Annotated in this window: 16 protein-coding genes; 9 read left to right on the forward strand and 7 right to left on the reverse strand. The window is 58.4% G+C overall.

Annotated features, from left to right (window positions below):
* Positions 1-100: 100 nt before the first annotated feature.
* Complete coding sequence (locus ACJ8PL_RS07220) at positions 101-742, reverse strand: NAD(P)-dependent oxidoreductase (protein WP_442530992.1); 642 nt, start codon at positions 740-742, stop codon at positions 101-103.
* A gap of 139 nt (positions 743-881) precedes the next feature.
* Between ACJ8PL_RS07220 and ACJ8PL_RS07225 the strand changes: the two genes are divergently transcribed.
* From ACJ8PL_RS07225 to ACJ8PL_RS07235, 3 genes are all read left to right on the forward strand, one after another.
* Positions 882-1,811: a LysR substrate-binding domain-containing protein gene (locus ACJ8PL_RS07225; RefSeq protein ID WP_187178368.1), complete on the forward strand. Its 930-nt coding sequence runs from the start codon at positions 882-884 to the stop codon at positions 1,809-1,811.
* A gap of 23 nt (positions 1,812-1,834) precedes the next feature.
* On the forward strand, positions 1,835-2,074 hold the full coding sequence (locus tag ACJ8PL_RS07230) for a DUF1289 domain-containing protein (protein WP_015377731.1): 240 nt from the start codon (positions 1,835-1,837) through the stop codon (positions 2,072-2,074).
* A 99-nt stretch (positions 2,075-2,173) separates the two neighbouring features.
* Entirely contained in the window at positions 2,174-3,070 is an 897-nt protein-coding gene (locus ACJ8PL_RS07235; RefSeq protein ID WP_004931312.1) for an aldo/keto reductase, read from the forward strand.
* A 59-nt stretch (positions 3,071-3,129) separates the two neighbouring features.
* Here the strand turns inward: ACJ8PL_RS07235 and ACJ8PL_RS07240 are convergent, their stop codons facing one another.
* Positions 3,130-4,974, reverse strand: coding sequence for a polyurethane esterase (locus tag ACJ8PL_RS07240; protein ID WP_442530993.1), 1,845 nt, complete (start codon positions 4,972-4,974; stop codon positions 3,130-3,132).
* Positions 4,975-5,215: 241 nt separating this feature from the next.
* Here ACJ8PL_RS07240 and sodC point away from each other — a divergent pair, with 241 nt between their 5' ends.
* Positions 5,216-5,737, forward strand: coding sequence for a superoxide dismutase family protein (sodC, locus tag ACJ8PL_RS07245; RefSeq protein WP_115435973.1), 522 nt, complete (start codon positions 5,216-5,218; stop codon positions 5,735-5,737).
* On the opposite strand, the gene ACJ8PL_RS07250 is transcribed toward sodC, so the two are convergent.
* From ACJ8PL_RS07250 to ACJ8PL_RS07260, 3 genes are read right to left on the reverse strand one after another with little or no spacing between them, the layout of a single operon-like run.
* Positions 5,738-7,768, reverse strand: a complete 2,031-nt coding sequence (locus tag ACJ8PL_RS07250; RefSeq protein WP_442530995.1) for an FUSC family protein — start codon at positions 7,766-7,768, stop codon at positions 5,738-5,740.
* Between the two features lie 3 nt (positions 7,769-7,771).
* Positions 7,772-8,635 (reverse strand): efflux RND transporter periplasmic adaptor subunit, encoded by an 864-nt coding sequence (locus ACJ8PL_RS07255; protein ID WP_004931305.1) that lies wholly within the window; start codon positions 8,633-8,635, stop codon positions 7,772-7,774.
* A 3-nt stretch (positions 8,636-8,638) separates the two neighbouring features.
* Entirely contained in the window at positions 8,639-8,875 is a 237-nt protein-coding gene (locus ACJ8PL_RS07260) for a DUF1656 domain-containing protein (RefSeq protein WP_004931303.1), read from the reverse strand.
* 180 nt (positions 8,876-9,055) lie between these two features.
* Between ACJ8PL_RS07260 and slyA the strand changes: the two genes are divergently transcribed.
* Positions 9,056-9,487, forward strand: a complete 432-nt coding sequence (gene slyA, locus ACJ8PL_RS07265; protein WP_004931301.1) for a transcriptional regulator SlyA — start codon at positions 9,056-9,058, stop codon at positions 9,485-9,487.
* 92 nt (positions 9,488-9,579) lie between these two features.
* On the opposite strand, the gene ACJ8PL_RS07270 is transcribed toward slyA, so the two are convergent.
* Positions 9,580-10,044: a glycine zipper 2TM domain-containing protein gene (locus ACJ8PL_RS07270; RefSeq protein WP_028128178.1), complete on the reverse strand. Its 465-nt coding sequence runs from the start codon at positions 10,042-10,044 to the stop codon at positions 9,580-9,582.
* Positions 10,045-10,403: 359 nt separating this feature from the next.
* Between ACJ8PL_RS07270 and anmK the strand changes: the two genes are divergently transcribed.
* The 4 genes from anmK (at position 10,404) to tyrS (ending at position 14,028) form a co-directional block, all read left to right on the forward strand.
* Positions 10,404-11,525 carry an anhydro-N-acetylmuramic acid kinase gene (gene anmK, locus ACJ8PL_RS07275; RefSeq protein WP_016927911.1) on the forward strand — a complete coding sequence of 374 codons (1,122 nt, stop codon included), beginning with the start codon at positions 10,404-10,406 and terminating at the stop codon, positions 11,523-11,525.
* 44 nt (positions 11,526-11,569) lie between these two features.
* The gene (locus ACJ8PL_RS07280; RefSeq protein ID WP_016927910.1) at positions 11,570-11,872 is read left to right on the forward strand and encodes an MliC family protein; all 303 of its coding nucleotides are present in this window, start codon (positions 11,570-11,572) and stop codon (positions 11,870-11,872) included.
* 89 nt (positions 11,873-11,961) lie between these two features.
* A complete protein-coding gene (gene pdxH, locus ACJ8PL_RS07285; RefSeq protein ID WP_028128179.1) occupies positions 11,962-12,615 on the forward strand; it encodes a pyridoxamine 5'-phosphate oxidase in 654 nt (217 codons plus the stop codon).
* A 138-nt stretch (positions 12,616-12,753) separates the two neighbouring features.
* Positions 12,754-14,028: a tyrosine--tRNA ligase gene (gene tyrS, locus ACJ8PL_RS07290; RefSeq protein ID WP_049300531.1), complete on the forward strand. Its 1,275-nt coding sequence runs from the start codon at positions 12,754-12,756 to the stop codon at positions 14,026-14,028.
* A 76-nt stretch (positions 14,029-14,104) separates the two neighbouring features.
* On the opposite strand, the gene ACJ8PL_RS07295 is transcribed toward tyrS, so the two are convergent.
* On the reverse strand, positions 14,105-17,209 hold the full coding sequence (locus tag ACJ8PL_RS07295; RefSeq protein ID WP_442530996.1) for a DUF4214 domain-containing protein: 3,105 nt from the start codon (positions 17,207-17,209) through the stop codon (positions 14,105-14,107).
* Between the last annotated feature and the right edge of the window lie 94 nt (positions 17,210-17,303).

Here is a 17,303-nt window from a genome sequence, read left to right on the forward strand (position 1 = left end):
ATCTACCGGATGAAACTTAAGAAAACCTTAGAAATTCAGAATACTGGCGACGGAGAATACGTGAAAACCGCCAGGCCGAGCGGCCTGGCGGCAGGGCAGTTTAGTAGGCGGCGGTGAATTGCGCACGAATAAACTGAGGTTTTTCAATCTCATCAACGATAGCGACTGCCAGATCTTCCACCGAAATGCTGGCCGGCGCTTCGCCGTTCATCAGCAGTTGCGTGGTGCCTAGGCGGAACTGGCCAGTGCGTTTGCCCGGCTCCAGCAGGGCGGCCGGCGAAAGATAGGTCCAGTCGAGTGCCGACTCGTTACGCAGTTTGTTGCGCAGATCGCGCACCGCCTGCGCGCCGGGGCGGATATTTTCCGGGAACTGCGGCGTATCCACCAGTTCAACGCCCGGCGCCACTTCCAGGCTGCCGGCTCCGCCGACCACCAACAGGCGTTTGACGCCGGCCTGTTCGACCGCGGTGAGGATCTGCTGGGCGCCGCGGGTGGTTTTCTCATACAGGTTGTCTTCGCCCCAGCCTGGGTTGTAGGCGCTGATCACCGCGTCCTGGTCGTGCAATTGTCCCGTCAGCCAGGCGGTGTCGGCGACGTCGCCCAGTGCGACGGTCAGATTGGCGTGCTCCGGCAAATCTTTTTTCTGGCGCGCGATTGCCGTCACCTGAATACCGCGAGCCAGCGCTTCATCCACCACGCGGCGGCCAACAAAACCGGTTGCTCCAATAATGGCTACTTTCATCTGTATGCTCCTTCGGGGATAGGTTCAGTATCGTGAGGCAGGCCGAGGTGCCTGCCGCGTGGTTTCTACTCTAGTCCTTAACAATAGCCGTGATTAGTGCCATATTCATGCTTTCTTGATTAAGTAAAACTTCATAATCGTGGATAAACTCAATCGAATGGCGGTATTCGCCACCGTGGTGGCGGAGGGCTCGCTGGCTGGTGCGGCGCGGCGTCTGGGCATGACGCCGTCGGCGGTCAGCCAGCACATGCGCTCGCTGGAGAAGGCGCTTGGGGTGCCGTTGCTGCATCGTTCCACCCGCCGTCTGGCGCTGACCGAGGCGGGAGCGGCGTTCTATCCCGGCTGCGAGGCGATGCTGCAACAGGCGCTGCAGGCGGAGCAGCGGTTGGCTGAGCTGCGGGATACGCTGGTGGGTGAGCTGCGCATCGCCACCCCGGTCGGCATCGGCGGCCGCTCGTTGGCGGAGGCGCTGTCGCCGCTGTTGCAGGCGCATCCCAAGCTCACGCTGCGCGTGCTGGCGGACGATCGCATCGTCGATATGATAGAACAACGGGTCGACATTGCGCTGCGGGCCAACCGGCAGCTGGCGGACGCCAATATGATTGCGCATCCGCTGACGGCGTGGCCGATGGTGCTGTGCGCCGCACCGCGCTACCTCAGCCAGCATGGGGTGCCGGAAAAACCGCAGGATTTGGTACAGCACCGTTGGATTTCCAGCGGCTACAGCGGGGCACATCTGGATTTGCTGCACCAGTCCGGCCAGCAGGTCAAGCTGCGGCTGGCGGAAGGACAGATCGTCAGCGAGAGCATGAACGTGATGCGCGCCTTTACCCGCGCCGGGCTGGGCATTTCCGCTCAGCCGCTGTATGAAATTGGCGACGAACTGCAGCGCGGCGAGCTGTTGCTGCTGTTGCCGGAGTGGCGGCCGGCGGCACTCCGGCTGCACGCGCTGACGCTCGAACGCAATGTGCCGGAAAAAAGCCGCCAGGCGCTGCGCTATTTGCGCGACTATTTTCGCCGCAATGGCGAAAAGGGACTTGCCAGCGGCGGCGATGGCGTCTTCAATTAGCAAGAGAACGCAGGAGGAGCCTCGTGGCGCAGCAGCTTGAGTTTTTCGACATCCCCAGCCCGTGTCGCGGCATTTGCCAGGCCGACGATCGTGGATTCTGCCGTGGCTGCCTGCGCAGCCGCGAGGAGCGTTTCGGCTGGATGAACATGAGCGATGCGCAAAAGCGCGAGGTGCTGCGCCTGTGCCGTCAACGCTTCCTGCGGCTGCAGCGCGCCAATAAAGCGCCCGACGAGCCACTGCCGGAGCAACCGTCGCTGTTTTAACCTTTCCTGATCTGCCGCACGTTCGTGTGGCTTACCGCTTCCCTGTGCCTCACCGGCTTGTGTATGCTGGCTGACAACTAATGTCATGAGGTTTTCGCAATGGTAGAACGTATTCGTCTCGCGCCGCAGGGGCCTGAATTTTCCCGCATGATTTGCGGTTACTGGCGGTTGATGGAGTGGGGCATGTCGCCGCAGCAGCTGCTGACGTTCATCGAACAGCATGTCGAACTGGGCGTCACCACCGCCGATCACGCCGATATCTACGGCGGCTATGCCTGCGAACAGGCGTTCGGCGACGCGCTGCGCCTGAAGCCGGCGTTGCGTCAGTCGCTGGAATTGGTGACCAAGTGCGGCATCGCCACCACCGCTAAGCCCGGCAACCCGATCGGCCACTACATCACCGACCGCGATCATATCGTGCAGAGCGCGGAACAGTCGCTGCGCCATCTGCATACCGATTACCTCGATCTGCTGCTGATCCACCGCCCGGATCCGTTGATGGACGCTGACGACGTAGCCGAAGCCTTCGTTGCGTTGCACAAAAGCGGCAAGGTGCGCCATTTCGGCGTCTCCAACTTTACGCCCGCGCAGTTCCAACTGCTGCAGTCGCGTCTGCCGTTCACGCTGGCGACCAACCAGGTGGAGATCTCGCCGATTCACCAACCGGCCATTCTCGACGGCACGCTTGACCAGTGCCAGCAACTGCGTATCAAGCCGATGGCCTGGTCCTGCCTGGGCGGCGGGCGCCTGTTCAACGACGCCGAGTTTCAGCCGCTGCGCGACGAGCTGCAGCGGGTGGCGCAAGAGATCGGCGCGGAGACCATCGAGCAGGTGGTGTACGCCTGGGTGATGCGCCTGCCGTCGTCACCGTTGCCAATCATCGGCTCCGGCAAGATTGAGCGGGTGCGTTCGGCGCTCAAGGCGCAGAAACTGGTGCTGAGCCGCCAGCAGTGGTTCCGCATTCGCAAGGCGGCGCTGGGGTATGACGTGCCTTAAGGCGGGCAGAAAGAGGAAAGCCGGGCGGCGCAAGCGCCCGGCTTTTTTTATGCCGATGCTTAGGCCAACACCACCTGATCGGTGCTGAAGTGATCGAGCGAGACGCCGATCAGCGTGACCTGGCTGTGGCCGAAGGCCAGCACCAGATCGTCGTTTTGCTGCGTGGCGTAATCGCGGATATTGCCGCTGGCGCCTTCGGTGCCGATAAACACCAGTTTATCGCTGGCGTTGAAGCCATACAGCTGATCGCGGCCGAAATCGCCGCTGAACAGGAAGGTGTTGCCGTTGCCGACGCCCTTCAGAATGTCATCGCCGCTGCCGCCGACGAAGGTCAGGTTGCCGCCGGCGTGGCCGATCAACGTGTCGTTGCCGGCGTTGCCGAACAGCCAGGCGTCGTGGCTGCGAGCCTGCAGGACGTCATCGCCGTCACCGCCGGTGGCGGCGGCGGCATAGGCTTTGAGGCCTGAGTCCGATTTCAATCCGGCGGCGGTTACCTGATGATTCACTTCTTTGTTGAAGATAAGCCAAGAGGTTTCTTTGCTGCGCAGGGTGCTGATGTCGTCCGCCAGCGTAATGCCGCCCTTGGCGTCGCGCAGGTAAAGCGTGTTGCCGTCGTAGGCGACCTCGGTATTTTTCAACGCCTGCTGGGTATCGAAGATATTGTGGCCTTTGCCGCCGGCGATCAGGTTATAGCCGCCGGCGTCGCGGAAGATATCGTCGCCGTCGCGGCCCTCGAGATAGTCGTTGCCTTTGCCGCCCTTGATCAAATCATTGCCGTCGCTGCCGATGATAAACGTCGGCCCGCTGTGCGTTTCCGCGTTACGGTTCAGGTCTTCCACCCAGGTATTGCCGCGCGTCACGTTCGACAGGTTGGAGACGATGATGGTCGAGTCTTTGTCGGTCAGCGAATAAAACTCGGAGTTCAGCACCCGCATCAGGCCGTCCTGATAGAAGAACGGCAGGTGCGACAGCCAGGTCGGAATGTTGAGAATGGAAAACGGCAGCAGGTTCCAGGTGTCTGAGGCGTAGTGATCGTTGAAGTTGACGATATTGTTGGTGGCGGAGGTATGGGGCTCATCGTGAACGCCCAACGACGCCCCGGTCAGCGTGGTGCCGTCGAGCGCGCGGAACACCGGGTCGTTCTCGTAGCCGATGTTGAGCACCTTGCCGCCGGTTTCGTACTGGGTCGGCGAGGCGAAGGCGACATAGTTGGACTGCGCGTAGAAGCCGCTCCAGCTGGCGTCGCTCTGCGCCGCCATGCTGTTGACCGCCAGCCCGCCGAGGCTGTGGCCGCTGACCACCACGTCCTCGCCGCTCAGCCCGTGGGCCTGCGCGAATTTCGCCACGTCGCCCAGCAAGTTGCCGAAGGCCTTCAGCGTGTAGCCGTCGGCGTAGCCTTTCGGCCCGAACCCGGCCAGCAGATCGTTAATCACATCGCCGATGGTATCGCCGATCAACGACTCGCGCGGGCCGCTGGTGCCGCGAAATGAGATGCCAATGGCGGTGAGATTGCCTTCGCTGTCATATTTGCCCAGCACCTCGGCCTGTGCGGTGGTGTAACCGGCGGTCTCGCCGTAGTAGGTGCCGCGCGCATCGGTTTTGCCGGCGTAACCGAGCTGCGCGGCGCTGATCACCGACCAGCCGGCATTGTTTACCGCCTCCTGCGCGGCCTGTTCGGAGTCGGGATTCCAGGGGAGGCCCGGCAGGCCGCCCTGCGACTGGGTGCTGCCGATGAGCGCAGTGACCAGCGTCAGCGGCAGACCCAGCCCGAAACCGGTCTGGTGATAGCCTTCATCGAAGCCGTTATCGATATTGTGGTAAGCGTAGGTAGAGATGGCCAAGGCGTCGGAAAACAGCGCCTTCGACGCGTTTTCGTCCAGATCCTTATAGCTAAAGATGCCCATATCAGTTCCTTATGAAGTATGCCGCCTGGCCTGGAAGCGAACTCTCATGCGCCGGCGGTGGAAACAGGGAAACAACGTTAGCCGAACGACAGCTGGTCGGAGGACCAACATCGGTAGAATTATTATTAGTGCCAAATATTAGGTCTGCGAATCAAATTGGCGAGATTGTGCGTTGGTTAACAGTGCTGGCGCAGGCTCTCCTATACTGATAGCTCGATATAGTCATTAAGGAGACTGATTGATGAAACGTTATTGGTATGCGGCGCTCGGCCTGATGGCGTGTGGCGCGGCTCAGGCGGCGGCAACCGACGTCGAGATGCATCTGGTGACCGGGCAGGGTATCGGTCAGGACATCGGCAACGTGGTCATCAGCGAAACGCCGTACGGCTTACTGTTCACGCCGAGCCTGAAAGCGTTGCCGGCCGGAGTACACGGTTTCCACGTGCATGAAAAAGGCAGCTGCGAGCCGGGCATGAAGGACGGCAAAGCGGTGGCGGCGCTGGCGGCCGGCGGACATTTCGACCCGCAAAAGACCGGGAAACACCTCGGGCCGTACGCCGACGGGCACCTGGGTGATTTGCCGGCCATCTATGTGGCCGCCGACGGCATGGCGAATTACCCGGTGTTGGCGCCGCGGCTGAAAAAAATCAGCGAAATTGAGGGCAAGGCGCTGATGGTGCACGCCGGCGGCGATAACCATTCGGATCATCCACAGCCGCTCGGTGGCGGCGGCGAACGCTTCGCCTGCGGCGTGATCAAGTGATCACCCGCCGCTAACGGCCGGTGCGGCGGCGGGCTGGCCCATCGCCTGTTGCAGCTGCTGCAGTGAGCAGTAAAGCCGCCAGATCAGGCCGGCCAGATCGCGCGCCGCCTGTTCCGGGTGATGCGCCAACGCGTTGCCCATGCGCAGCAGTTCCTGCAGCGTGGCGTCCAGCGAACTGTGCTGCACGCCTTTCTCCGTCATGATGCCGCGCAGGCAGTGGATACAGACGTTGCGCACCGCCGACAGTGGATCGGAACGGGTCTGCCAGTCGCGCAGCTGCCAGACGATATGGCTGCAGTTGAGCAGCACCACGCCCCAACGCAGCAGCCAGGTGCGCGCTTCCTGATCCTGACTTTGATTGAGTTGGCTGATGCGATGGTAGATCAGCGATTCGAACTGACTTTCGCTCTGCTGCGGCCGTTTGCTCAACTGATCGATAAAATCGCGCCGCAGCGCGCGGATAATGCGGCGGCTTTTGCGTTTGTCCGAGCTGGGGCGCAGGATCTGAAACGCCAACCCGGCCAGCAATACACCGACGATTTTAGCGATGTTGTCATTGATAAAGGACTGGTAGTCATAGCTCGGCGGATTGCTGACGGTCAGAAACGAGCCCATAAAGACGATCAGCTGCCCCCAAAGCGCGGCATAAGGCGGGTTCTGCAGCTTGAGCATCTGCATGGTCACCAGGATCGGGAACAGGAAGGCGCAAAACACCCAGAAATCGTCAATCTGGATCATCAAACCGAATTTCACCACGAAGCAGGCGACCGAGAGCAGCAGCACCGCCTTGAGCAAGGTGCTGACGCTGTTGATCGGCGAAGGCGTGGAAGAGTAGAGCACGCAGCTGATGGCGGTGAGCGTCAGCGCCGCGCTGCCGGCGTCCCATTGCGTGTTGATCCAGTAGGCGCAGCCGATCACGATGCATAAAAAGGTGCGCAGGCCGTTATAGGCGGCTTCGTAGCTGTCGGTATGGCGCGCCAGTGGGGTGACGCGCGGCGGCTGAAGATCGCTGACCGCCGTGGCGCTTTCCAACCGCCGCAGCCAGCGGTTGCAGCGCAGGTAGAGCCAACAGAAATCGCGCAACCGCAGCCAGAAGGCGCGATGGCGATAGTCCGCGGGATCGTGCGGCGCGATCTGCTGGAGCAGGCGCGCCAAGCGATATTTATCGGTGGCGGGATCGCGCAGTTCGTCCAGCAGTTGCGTCAGCACCGGCATCAGATTGGCGGGGCGATCCGGCCAGTTCAGCAGCATGCGGCGCAGGCTGGAGATGACGCTGGTAATGCGCAGCTGTTGATGCAGCAGATAGTTGAGCAGGTTATTTTGCCGCCGCAGCCGGTAGTGGCTCCAGAATGCCTGAATGCGCAGCAGGTTCATGGTCAGGATCTGGCCGATGACCCCTTCGTGCGAGGTGCGCATCTGCGCGGTGACCTCCGGCTGCCACAGCATGGCGGCGTGCTCCAGCAGGCGCAGCTGCATGCGCCGCAGCGAGGTCAGCAGGGCTTCGCCGTCGGAGGTGCTGGGCAGGATCATCATCATCAACCCGCCGCACAGAATGCCGGTGATCACTTCGCAAACGCGCGCCTGAGCGATGTCGAAGATCTGCTGGGTGTCGGTGACGTTGACCGTGCCGAAGGCGATGATGGCGGCGGTATAGCCCGCCAGCGCGAAGGCGTAAGAGACGTTGTTTTGGTAATGATTCGAGACGTAGGTGCACAGCCCGATCCAGGCGGCGATGAACAGCGTAAACAGCCAGGGATCGTTCAGGCAGTGGCCGGCGATCGCCACCGACGCGGCGGCGCCCACCAGGCTGCCGAAGATGCGGCCGATGCTTTTGCTGATCACGCCGCCGATGGTGGGGAAGCTCACCACCGCGGCGGAGGTGAGTGCCCAATAGGGTTCGTCGAGTTCGAGCACGAACGCCACCCACAGCGCCAGACACATCGCCAGCGAGTTGCGCAGGGCATAGCGCCATTGTCCGCCGGTCGCCTTACCCCAGGGGGTCCGGCTCCACTCCAGAAAAGGCAGATTCACACTTTAGTTCCGCTGATGAATCGAGATGGTGCAGGTGGTGCCGGCGACCAGCGTCAAATCAGCGGGCACGTTGAGCAATTTTATCCGCACCGGGACGCGCTGGGCCAAACGCACCCAAGGCACATTAGGCTTAACGTCCATTAATAGATCGTTGCTGCTGTCGACGCTCTGATCGTAAATGGCGCGTCCGATGCTCTCTACTTCCCCCTGCAGCGGCGTGTTGCCGTTATATAAAACGATGTCCGCTTTATTGCCTTCTTTTATATGCTTCAGCTTGGTTTCTTCGAAATATCCGAGCACATAAAACGAATGCACATCCACCAACGCCACCAGGGGCGTGCCGGCGTTGGCGTAGTTTCCGACGCGTGCCTGCAGGTTGGTGATATAACCGTCGGTTGGCGCATAAATTTTGGTTTTGCTCAAATTCCATTTGGCCTGTTCCAGGTTGGCCAGCGCGGCTTTATAGGCGGCCTTCATTGCCTGAGCGGCTAAATTGGACTCGTCCAAGTCTTCAGCGGAAATAACGTTACGCGGTAAACCGCGGCGGCGGGCAGCCTCGTGGTCCGCTTTGGCCAGATCGGATTGCGCTTTTGCCACCGCGGCCTCGGCATTGTCCAGCGCAATCTGGTAGGGCACCGGGTCGAGGGTAAAAATCAGACTTCCCGCAGGTACGAACTGATTGTCATTCGCGCTTATTTTCTCTAATCTTCCAGAGACTTCAGGGGTGATATTGACGAGTTCGGCGCGCACTTTTCCATCACGGGTCCATGGGGATTGCATATAATAATTCCAGAGCCACCAACCGGCGCAGACGGCAATGGCGCAGACGATCACCGTAGAGAAGTATTTTAATGTTTTATGCTGCATGGGTTACCAACTCGCTAAAATCCATAAGGAACCGCTGACGGTCAGAACGAAAATGGACAGGTCCATCAACATGGGATGCCAGATTTCACCGGAATACATCCAGTCTCTCAGCAGTTGATGAATCAGCAGCCATAAGACCAGTCCTAGTAAAAAAGCTTTAAATATAGGCGGAAAATAAAGCGATGCCCCCAGGACCAAATCGGGTAAGGGGGATGAGGTGTGTAACCATGATGTATTCACATTAACAATCCCTAAGGGTGAATATGTTGAATATTTGCATAACGATTAAACAATAACGGCTAAAAATAGTGGCTATTTCCACAATATACATTATATACATTTGTGTTTTTAATGTGAGTTACCCAAAATAGTCTAAACTCTGGGAGGTAATGTTAGCATGCTAATTATAAGGAGGGGGAAGTGGAGTCAACATTAGGTTCAGATTTAGCACGATTAGTTCGTGTTTGGCGCGCGCTCATCGATCATCGGCTCAAGCCGTTGGAGCTGACCCAAACGCACTGGGTCACTTTGCACAATATCAATCGTTTGCCGCCGGAGCAGTCGCAAATCCAGTTGGCCAAGGCGATCGGTATCGAGCAACCGTCACTGGTTCGCACGCTGGACCAATTGGAGGAGAAGGGGCTGATCACGCGTCACACCTGTGCCAACGATCGCCGCGCGAAGCGCATCAAGCTGACCGAGGCGGCCGATCCGATCATCAGGGAAGTGGACAGCGTGATCACGTCTACACGCAGTGAGATTTTAAGCGGCATTACCGCCGACGAAGTGCATCTGTTGGTAGGGCTGATTGGCAAGTTAGAACAAAATATCACCGAACTGCAGAACAAATAATAATATTCTTATTTTCTACGATTACAGTTTCACAGCATCAGAAATAAAACCGGAGGCGATTGCCTCCGGTTTGCCGTTTGTCGCCGACTGACTTACAGCGGGGAAACGGTGATGGTGTCGCCCATGCGCGCCATGCGCACACGCTGGCCAGGGCTGAACTTGGTGTCGCCCGCTTTCTGTACCACCACGATGTTCTCTTTCTGGTCGGTCTTGATTTCCAGCTCGTAGCCGGAGGTCCGACCGGCCACTTCACCGATGCTGTTACCCGCCGCGCCGCCGGCAATAGCGCCCGCCGCGGTAGCCAGCGTACGACCGGTGCCGCCGCCAACGGTGTTGCCCAACAGCCCGCCAATCACCGCGCCGCCGATCATCCCCATGGCGTTGGAGCCTTCGCCGCCCTGAATTTTAACCGGACGCACGGAAACCAGCGTCCCGTAGGTGACGGTCTGTACCTGCTTGGCCTGCGAGGACGAGTAGACATCGCCGGACATGGATTCATTGGCACAGCCGGCCAGCGTAACGGCGGCGACGGCAACGACGAGAAGACGCTTGATCATATAAAACTCCTGATGGTAGTAGTCCATAACCTGGCAATGCTCACCAGGCAAGATTCAGTGAAAATGATAGACAAAGTATGGCTGAAAGTTGACACACCGCCATGCTTCATCGCTGCATGCAGCTTAACTTTTCTCTGTTCAACCAATAATAAACCGCGGTTTACCTTTATGACAGCCTTGGCGACATTCCGTCGCCTGTTATGGCACGGTTTAACACATAGCCCGTGCCACAGCGGCGCCAGGGGGCATCTGGCTCACGGTGCGTAAAAAAAGCATCATAATTCATGGCGTTAATCCGGCAATTCTGGTTTATTTGTCAGGATAAATTTTGCTTACCGCGCGGGTTAGAGGATGTTGCTATGAAGTCAGGCCGCTATATAGGCGTCATGTCCGGCACCAGTCTGGACGGAATCGATGTGGTATTGGCCGCGATCGACGATCGCATGGTGGCGCAGCAGGCCAGCTATAGCCATCCGATGCCGATGGCGTTGAAAAAAGAGATCCTGGGGATGTGCCAGGGGCAGCAAACTACGTTGGCCGCCGTCGGCCGGCTGGACGCGCAGTTGGGCTCGCTGTTCGGCGAGGCGGTGCTCGGCCTGCTGAAGCAAACCGGCATCGACGCGGAGCAGGTCACCGCCATCGGTTGCCACGGCCAGACGGTGTGGCACGAGCCGGAAGGCGACGCGCGTTTCTCGATGCAGCTCGGCGATAACAACCGCATCGCCGCGCTGACCAATATCACCACCGTCGGCGATTTCCGCCGGCGTGACATGGCGTACGGTGGGCAGGGCGCCCCGCTGGTGCCGGCATTTCATCAGGCGCTGCTTGGGCATCCCGTCGAGCGGCGCATGGTGCTAAACGTCGGCGGCATCGCCAACCTTTCTCTGCTGTTGCCCGGTACGGCGGTGCGCGGTTTCGATACCGGGCCGGGCAACATGCTGATGGACGCCTGGGTGTGGCGCCACCGCGCGCAGCCTTATGATCAGGACGGAGGCTGGGCGATGCAGGGGCGGGTCTGCTTGCCATTGTTGCAGCAGATGCTGGCGGATCCGTACTTCGCGCAGCCGGCGCCGAAAAGCACCGGCCGCGAGTATTTCAATATCGCTTGGCTGGAACGGCAGCTGGCCGGATTGCCGGCGATTGCGCCGGTCGACGTACAGGCCACGCTCACGGAACTGACCGCCGTCAGCATCAGCGAACAGGTGCAGCTGGCCGGCGGGTGCGAGCGTCTGTTGGTGTGCGGCGGCGGGGCGCGCAACACGCTGCTGATGGCGCGTTTGTCGGCGCTGCTGCCGGGCACGGAAGTTGGGCTGACCGACGATTTCGGCGTCAGCGGTGACGACATGGAGGCGTTGGCCTTTGCCTGGCTGGCCTTCCGTACGCTGTCCGGCCAGGCCGGCAATCTGCCTTCGGTAACCGGCGCCAGCCGTGAAACGGTGCTGGGTGGGATTTATCCGGTTTTGCCATTGGGGGGCCGTTAGCTCTGTTAGGATAGCCTGTGAGGATTTTTCTAAGGAGCAACAGCATGAAAAAAGTCTTTTTCGTCGCCGGCGCGCTGGCGCTTTCCGGCTGCAGTTACATCCTGCCGCAGAGCAGCCAGACGATGCACTATCAGTGTGGCACTACGCCGCTGACGGTGGCGCTCGACGGCAAGGCGAGTGAAGTCAGCCTGCTGATGGATGGCGAGCAGCTGCATCTAAAGCAGGTGCTGGCGCTGACCGGCGCCAAATACAGCGACGGTAAATACACTTTTTGGTCGAAAGACCGTAACGCCTATCTTGAGCGCAACGGCAAGGTAGTCATGAGCGACTGCGTGTTGACGGAGTGAGGGTTGACGGCGGCGTCGGAGCGATTGAGTTCCTGACGCCGCAGGCGCAGAATGTAACGACGGATTTTTTCAGTTGGTCGATAACCCAGATGATTGAAAAGAATGAGTTTGATGTTGCGGACCTGCGCCGTGAATACACCCGGGGCGGCCTGCGCCGCAACGATCTGACCGCCAGCCCGCTCGAACTGTTCGAGCGTTGGTTGAAACAGGCCTGCGACGCGCGCCTGGCGGATCCCACCGCCATGTGCGTCGCGACCGTCGACGAACACGGCCAGCCTTATCAACGCATCGTGCTGCTGAAGCATTTCGATGAGCAGGGGCTGGTGTTCTACACCAACCTCGGCAGCCGCAAGGCGCAACAGCTGGCGCACAACCCGCATATCAGCCTGCTGTTCCCCTGGCACATGCTCGATCGCCAGGTGATTTTCCTCGGCCAGGCGGAGCGTCTGTCGACGCTCGAGGTGCTGAAGTATTTCAACAGCCGGCCGAAGGACAGCCAGATCGGCGCCTGGGTCTCGCAACAATCGTCGCGCATTTCCGCGCGCGGCGTGCTGGAAAGCAAATTCCTCGAGCTGAAGCAGAAGTTCCAGCAGGGCGAGGTGCCGTTGCCGAGTTTCTGGGGCGGATTCCGCGTGAAATTTGACTCTGTCGAGTTCTGGCAAGGCGGCGCCCATCGCCTGCATGACCGTTTCCTGTATCAGCGGGACGGGAATGACTGGAAAATTGACCGACTGGCACCCTGAAGGCGGAAAATCCTCTCTAAGCGCTGGTGCTGATGCCGCCGGCGCTTTATTCTATGCGCTACCCTGAATTTTTATTTCGCCACTGGGCGAAAGGCCGTGTACCGGCAAAGGTGCATTCGTTTATACATGGAGTCATTGATGGCAAGCAGCAACTTGATTAAACAACTGCAAGAGCGGGGCCTCGTTGCCCAGGTTACGGATGAGGAAGCGTTAGCGGAGCGACTGGCGCAAGGGCCAATTGCACTGTATTGCGGTTTCGATCCGACCGCTGACAGCTTGCATTTGGGCCATCTGGTTCCTCTGTTGTGCCTGAAGCGCTTCCAACTGGCCGGCCACAAGCCGGTAGCGTTGGTGGGCGGCGCCACTGGCCTCATCGGCGATCCGAGCTTCAAAGCGGCGGAGCGCAAGCTGAACACCACCGATACGGTGAACGAGTGGGTCGAGAAGATCCGCAAACAGGTTTCCCCGTTCCTCGATTTCGACTGCGGCGACAACAGCGCTATCGCGGCCAACAACTACGACTGGTTCGGCGGCATGAACGTGCTGACCTTCCTGCGTGACATCGGCAAGCACTTCTCCGTCAACCAGATGATCAACAAGGAAGCGGTCAAGCAGCGTCTGAATCGCGACGACTCCGGCATCTCCTTCACTGAGTTCTCGTATAACCTGCTGCAGGGCTACGATTTCTCCGAGCTGTATAACCGCCACCAGGTGGAACTGCAGATCGGCGGTTCCGATCAGTGGGGCAACATCACCTCGGGTATCGATCTGACGCGCCGTCAGCACCAGAAGCAGGTGTTCGGTCTGACCGTGCCGTTGATCACCAAAGCCGACGGCACCAAGTTCGGTAAAACCGAGGGCGGCGCGGTCTGGCTGGCGCCGGAAAAAACCAGCCCGTACAAGTTCTACCAGTTCTGGATCAACACCGCCGACGCCGACGTCTACCGCTTCCTGAAGTTCTTCACCTTCATGAGCCTGGAAGACATCAACGCGCTGGAAGAAGAAGACAAGAACAGCGGTAAGGCGCCACGCGCCCAGTACGTGCTGGCGGAAGAAGTGACCGGCATGGTGCACGGTGCGGAAGGCCTGGCGGCCGCCAAGCGCATCACCCAGAGTCTGTTCTCCGGTGCGCTGCACGACATGACCGAAGCGGACTTCGCCCAACTGGCGCAGGACGGCATGCCGACCATCAAACTTGAGCGCGACGCCGATCTGCAGCAGGCGCTGGTGAATGCCGAACTGGTGCCGTCACGCGGCCAGGCGCGCACCATGATCGGCTCCAACGCGGTGACCATCAACGGCGAGAAGCAGTCCGATGCCGAATACCGCTTCAGCGATTCAGACCGTCTGTTCGGCCGTTACACGCTGTTGCGTCGCGGCAAAAAGCATTACTGCCTGGTGGATTGGCAGTAAGCGTCAGCCAGTCTATATGACATGAAAAGCCCGGGGAGCTCTCCGGGCTTTTTTTATCGCATGGCGCGGATGACGATTAGGCAAACGCCTCCGGCAGCGAGTTTTCGGCCGCAACACCGTTCACGGTGACGGCGGGCGAGTGGTAGTGCAGAGAGACGGCAGCCAGATAGGGATCCTGATTGCCGATCGAGAACACTACATCATCGGCGTCAAAGCTGTGATTATGATTGCTATCCACGATGACATAGAGCGATTTGTCCAACTTTAGCAATCCGACTTCCGCCAGGTTATTGGTGCTGGCGCCGTTCGTTATTTTCGCCAGTACCTGTGAGAACAGCGCTTGGGCATTGTCCGTCGCATTCAGGCCACTGAACGCATTTTGTAACTCAGCTTGGGTGGTGGCGCTGCCGTACAAGGTTGCGGTCTTGTCTCCTGTCTTGGAGAAAACCCACGGGTTGTCGGTTTCTCCCACGGAGATGACGCTGTTGGCATAGCCGGTATTGAGCGTGACCATATTGTCTATTTTGCTATCGGTAAAATGTAACGTACCGGCGCTATCCAACGTCGTGTTGCCCTTAACGTCGGCTTTATAGACGGTCAATCCGGTGCGGTCGACCGTTAACTGGTCGCCGGCAAGTTCGGCAATGACATGGGCGAAATCGTCTTTATTGGCCAGCGTGTTTAGCGTGTTGTAGAAAGCGCCGCCGCCGGTGCCGCCTTTTTCTGCGACGAGGAACAGCTTCATGTCGGAGTAGTAACGGCGTTCATCGGTAAATTCGCTGCCTATGATGGTTTTCAGGTTATCACTAAAATCTGCGGCAACGGTCAGATTAAGCACCAGCGGCTTATCGCCTGTGTACATATAGCCGCTCAGCATCAACGTGCTAATCGAGTTGTCCCCGCCGCTCAGGGTCAACGTGCGATTTTGCACAATGTCGAGATTGCTGCCCATACGGATTTCGAGCGTTTCTTTATGGTTCGATGTAAAGCTGAAAGTACCCATATTGAGGTTGGTTACCGTATGGCTAACCGTATCGGTAAAGAACAATTTAAAACTGTCGTCGCTATGTGCCGTATCGCTGATGTGGATACGGCTTTTCGCGGTCAAGTCGCCGCCGAGGGTAAACTGTCCGCTGCTGACGTTGAGCAGCGTTAAATCTCCGGAGTAGGCCGTAATTACCCCTCCAGCCGACCCCGTAGCGTTTTGCGAAGCATTGGGTTGCGCCATTTCGCCTTGTTTTAGCGAGTTGATGTTACCGTAAATCGGGTGGGAGACGGTGGCTTCTTGCGTGAACACCCCAAAGTCAAATACCTTGTTGCCTTCGGTAGCGACCCGCTGCCCGTTAAGATAAATCTCTCCGGTACCGCGATAGTGGGTCAAATCTACATAGTTGAAATATAGGAACTGATTAACGTTATTTGTAATTTCAGCGTCATAGCCGCCGCCGACGCTGGCCGTCAGGTGGACGACCTTGGTGAAAAAATTGGCTGAGACACTATAGTAAGATGTCTCGGGATCGCTATTAAGCGCCGTCGCTTTGAAATCACGGCTGACCCTATTGCCGCTGTCGGCGGTGGCATTGCCTTGCCAGACAAGCTGATGCTTCCCGGCGGCCAGATTGATTTGCGCGGCTGCCGTCGTCATATCGAGCCGGTCGGCGACGACGGTGCTGTTCTTCACGTTGGAAAAGTTAATCCCTTCGGGGGCGTTCAGCAGGTTGCCCTCGCTAAGAAAAAGGGTGACATTCAGGTTTCTCAGCGATTGAAGCATTGCTTCACTGGTGGCGAAGTCGCCCTGCAGCGTGACTTTTTGCAACGATTTGGCAAAGCTGAGATCGACCGCGGAGCCGATCTCGGCGTTAAGGGTGATCTCGCGCAGCTGGCTGATTTCCGCATGGCTTAACGCGTGTTGCTTACCGGTATTCAGGCTGCCGTTGAGGGCGCCGTCGGCATTCGACATCGTGACGTTGCCGCGGATCTGGTATCCCAGCTCGCTGCCAATTTTGTATTCGAGATTGACGAGTTGCTCGTGACTTGGGCTGACTCCGCCCTCCAGCGGCGCTTCCCCGCTGCGGAACGCATGCAAAATATTCAGCGTCGCCTGCAGCGGATTATTGCCGGCTTTGAGCAAAATTGCCTGTTTTTGCAGTTCGCTCAGCGCCGGGCCGTAATACAGTTCGTGATAAATCCTGGCGAAGTCTGCGGCATCTTTGAAGGGGGAGGATTTAGCCAGAATGGTCAGCAGATCGAGCTCGGAGTTCCCCGCGGCGAGGAATTTGCTGTAACTGTCCAGTCCGGTTGATTCCAGCGTGGCCTTTTTCCCCAGTTGCAGAAAGAGCAGCGCCACGCTTTCCTGATAGTTGGCCGCAGCCATCTCACCCGCAGCGTAGACATGGGTAGCATTAAGAAAAGCCTGTTTGGCGGCGGCATGTGCTGTGTCGTTGCGAATATCGGCGATCAGACGCATGATGACGTCGCCTCGCGTTTCGGTGTGATTATTCAACCCGGTGACATAATTGGCGAGCTCGCTTGCGCCAGCATCAACGCCGAAAGTATTTTTATAGACGGTTTTGACGAAGTCTTCATTACTTAACGTGGTCAACGCGCTACGCGTATCGACGAAACGGCCGGCGATATAGCTGGCGTCAGCTTTTCCTGTCGCCAGCACCTGGCTCCAATAATTGACGCCTTCCGCCACCGCGAGGCTGCCTACGATGTAAAACAGGGCTTGAATATCGGCTGCCGCTTCAGCATTCGCGGGATAGGGGGACAAAGCGGGGTGTAAGGTTGTATCAATAATATCAAACAAATGCTGTTGCTGTGCGACCGGTGCCGCAGCATCACCCATATAGCTCTTCACGCCGGCGATAAGATCCTTGGTAATCAGCCCCAGCGTTTTTCCTGCATTGGCTTGCGCGACCAGCGTGGCCAGCAAATCGGGTGCTGGATCGGCGCCTGTCGTATTTTTATAGATGTATTGAATTTTTTGCGACGTTGTCAGGCCGTCATAGCGATGATGCCCATCTTGAGACTGGATGAATTTTTCGGCCAGTTGATCTCTGCTGTACTGCCCCGATTCCAGCTGGCGGGCAAAGAAGTTTAATGCGGCGCTATCGGCTTTTTTACCGAGTGTGGCATAAAAAAGGATGGCTACATCCTGTTGTGACGATAATAAACTCATGTTAACCCCTGTGTTGACAAAAAATAAGCATCAACAAGTACAGTCCAAATCCACATGATTGCAATGCGGTTGAGCCTAAGGAAATTCTGTATTT

Origin of the sequence: Serratia sp. CY83965 (genome assembly GCF_052166375.1) — a bacterium.
GTDB lineage: Bacteria > Pseudomonadota > Gammaproteobacteria > Enterobacterales > Enterobacteriaceae > Serratia > Serratia marcescens.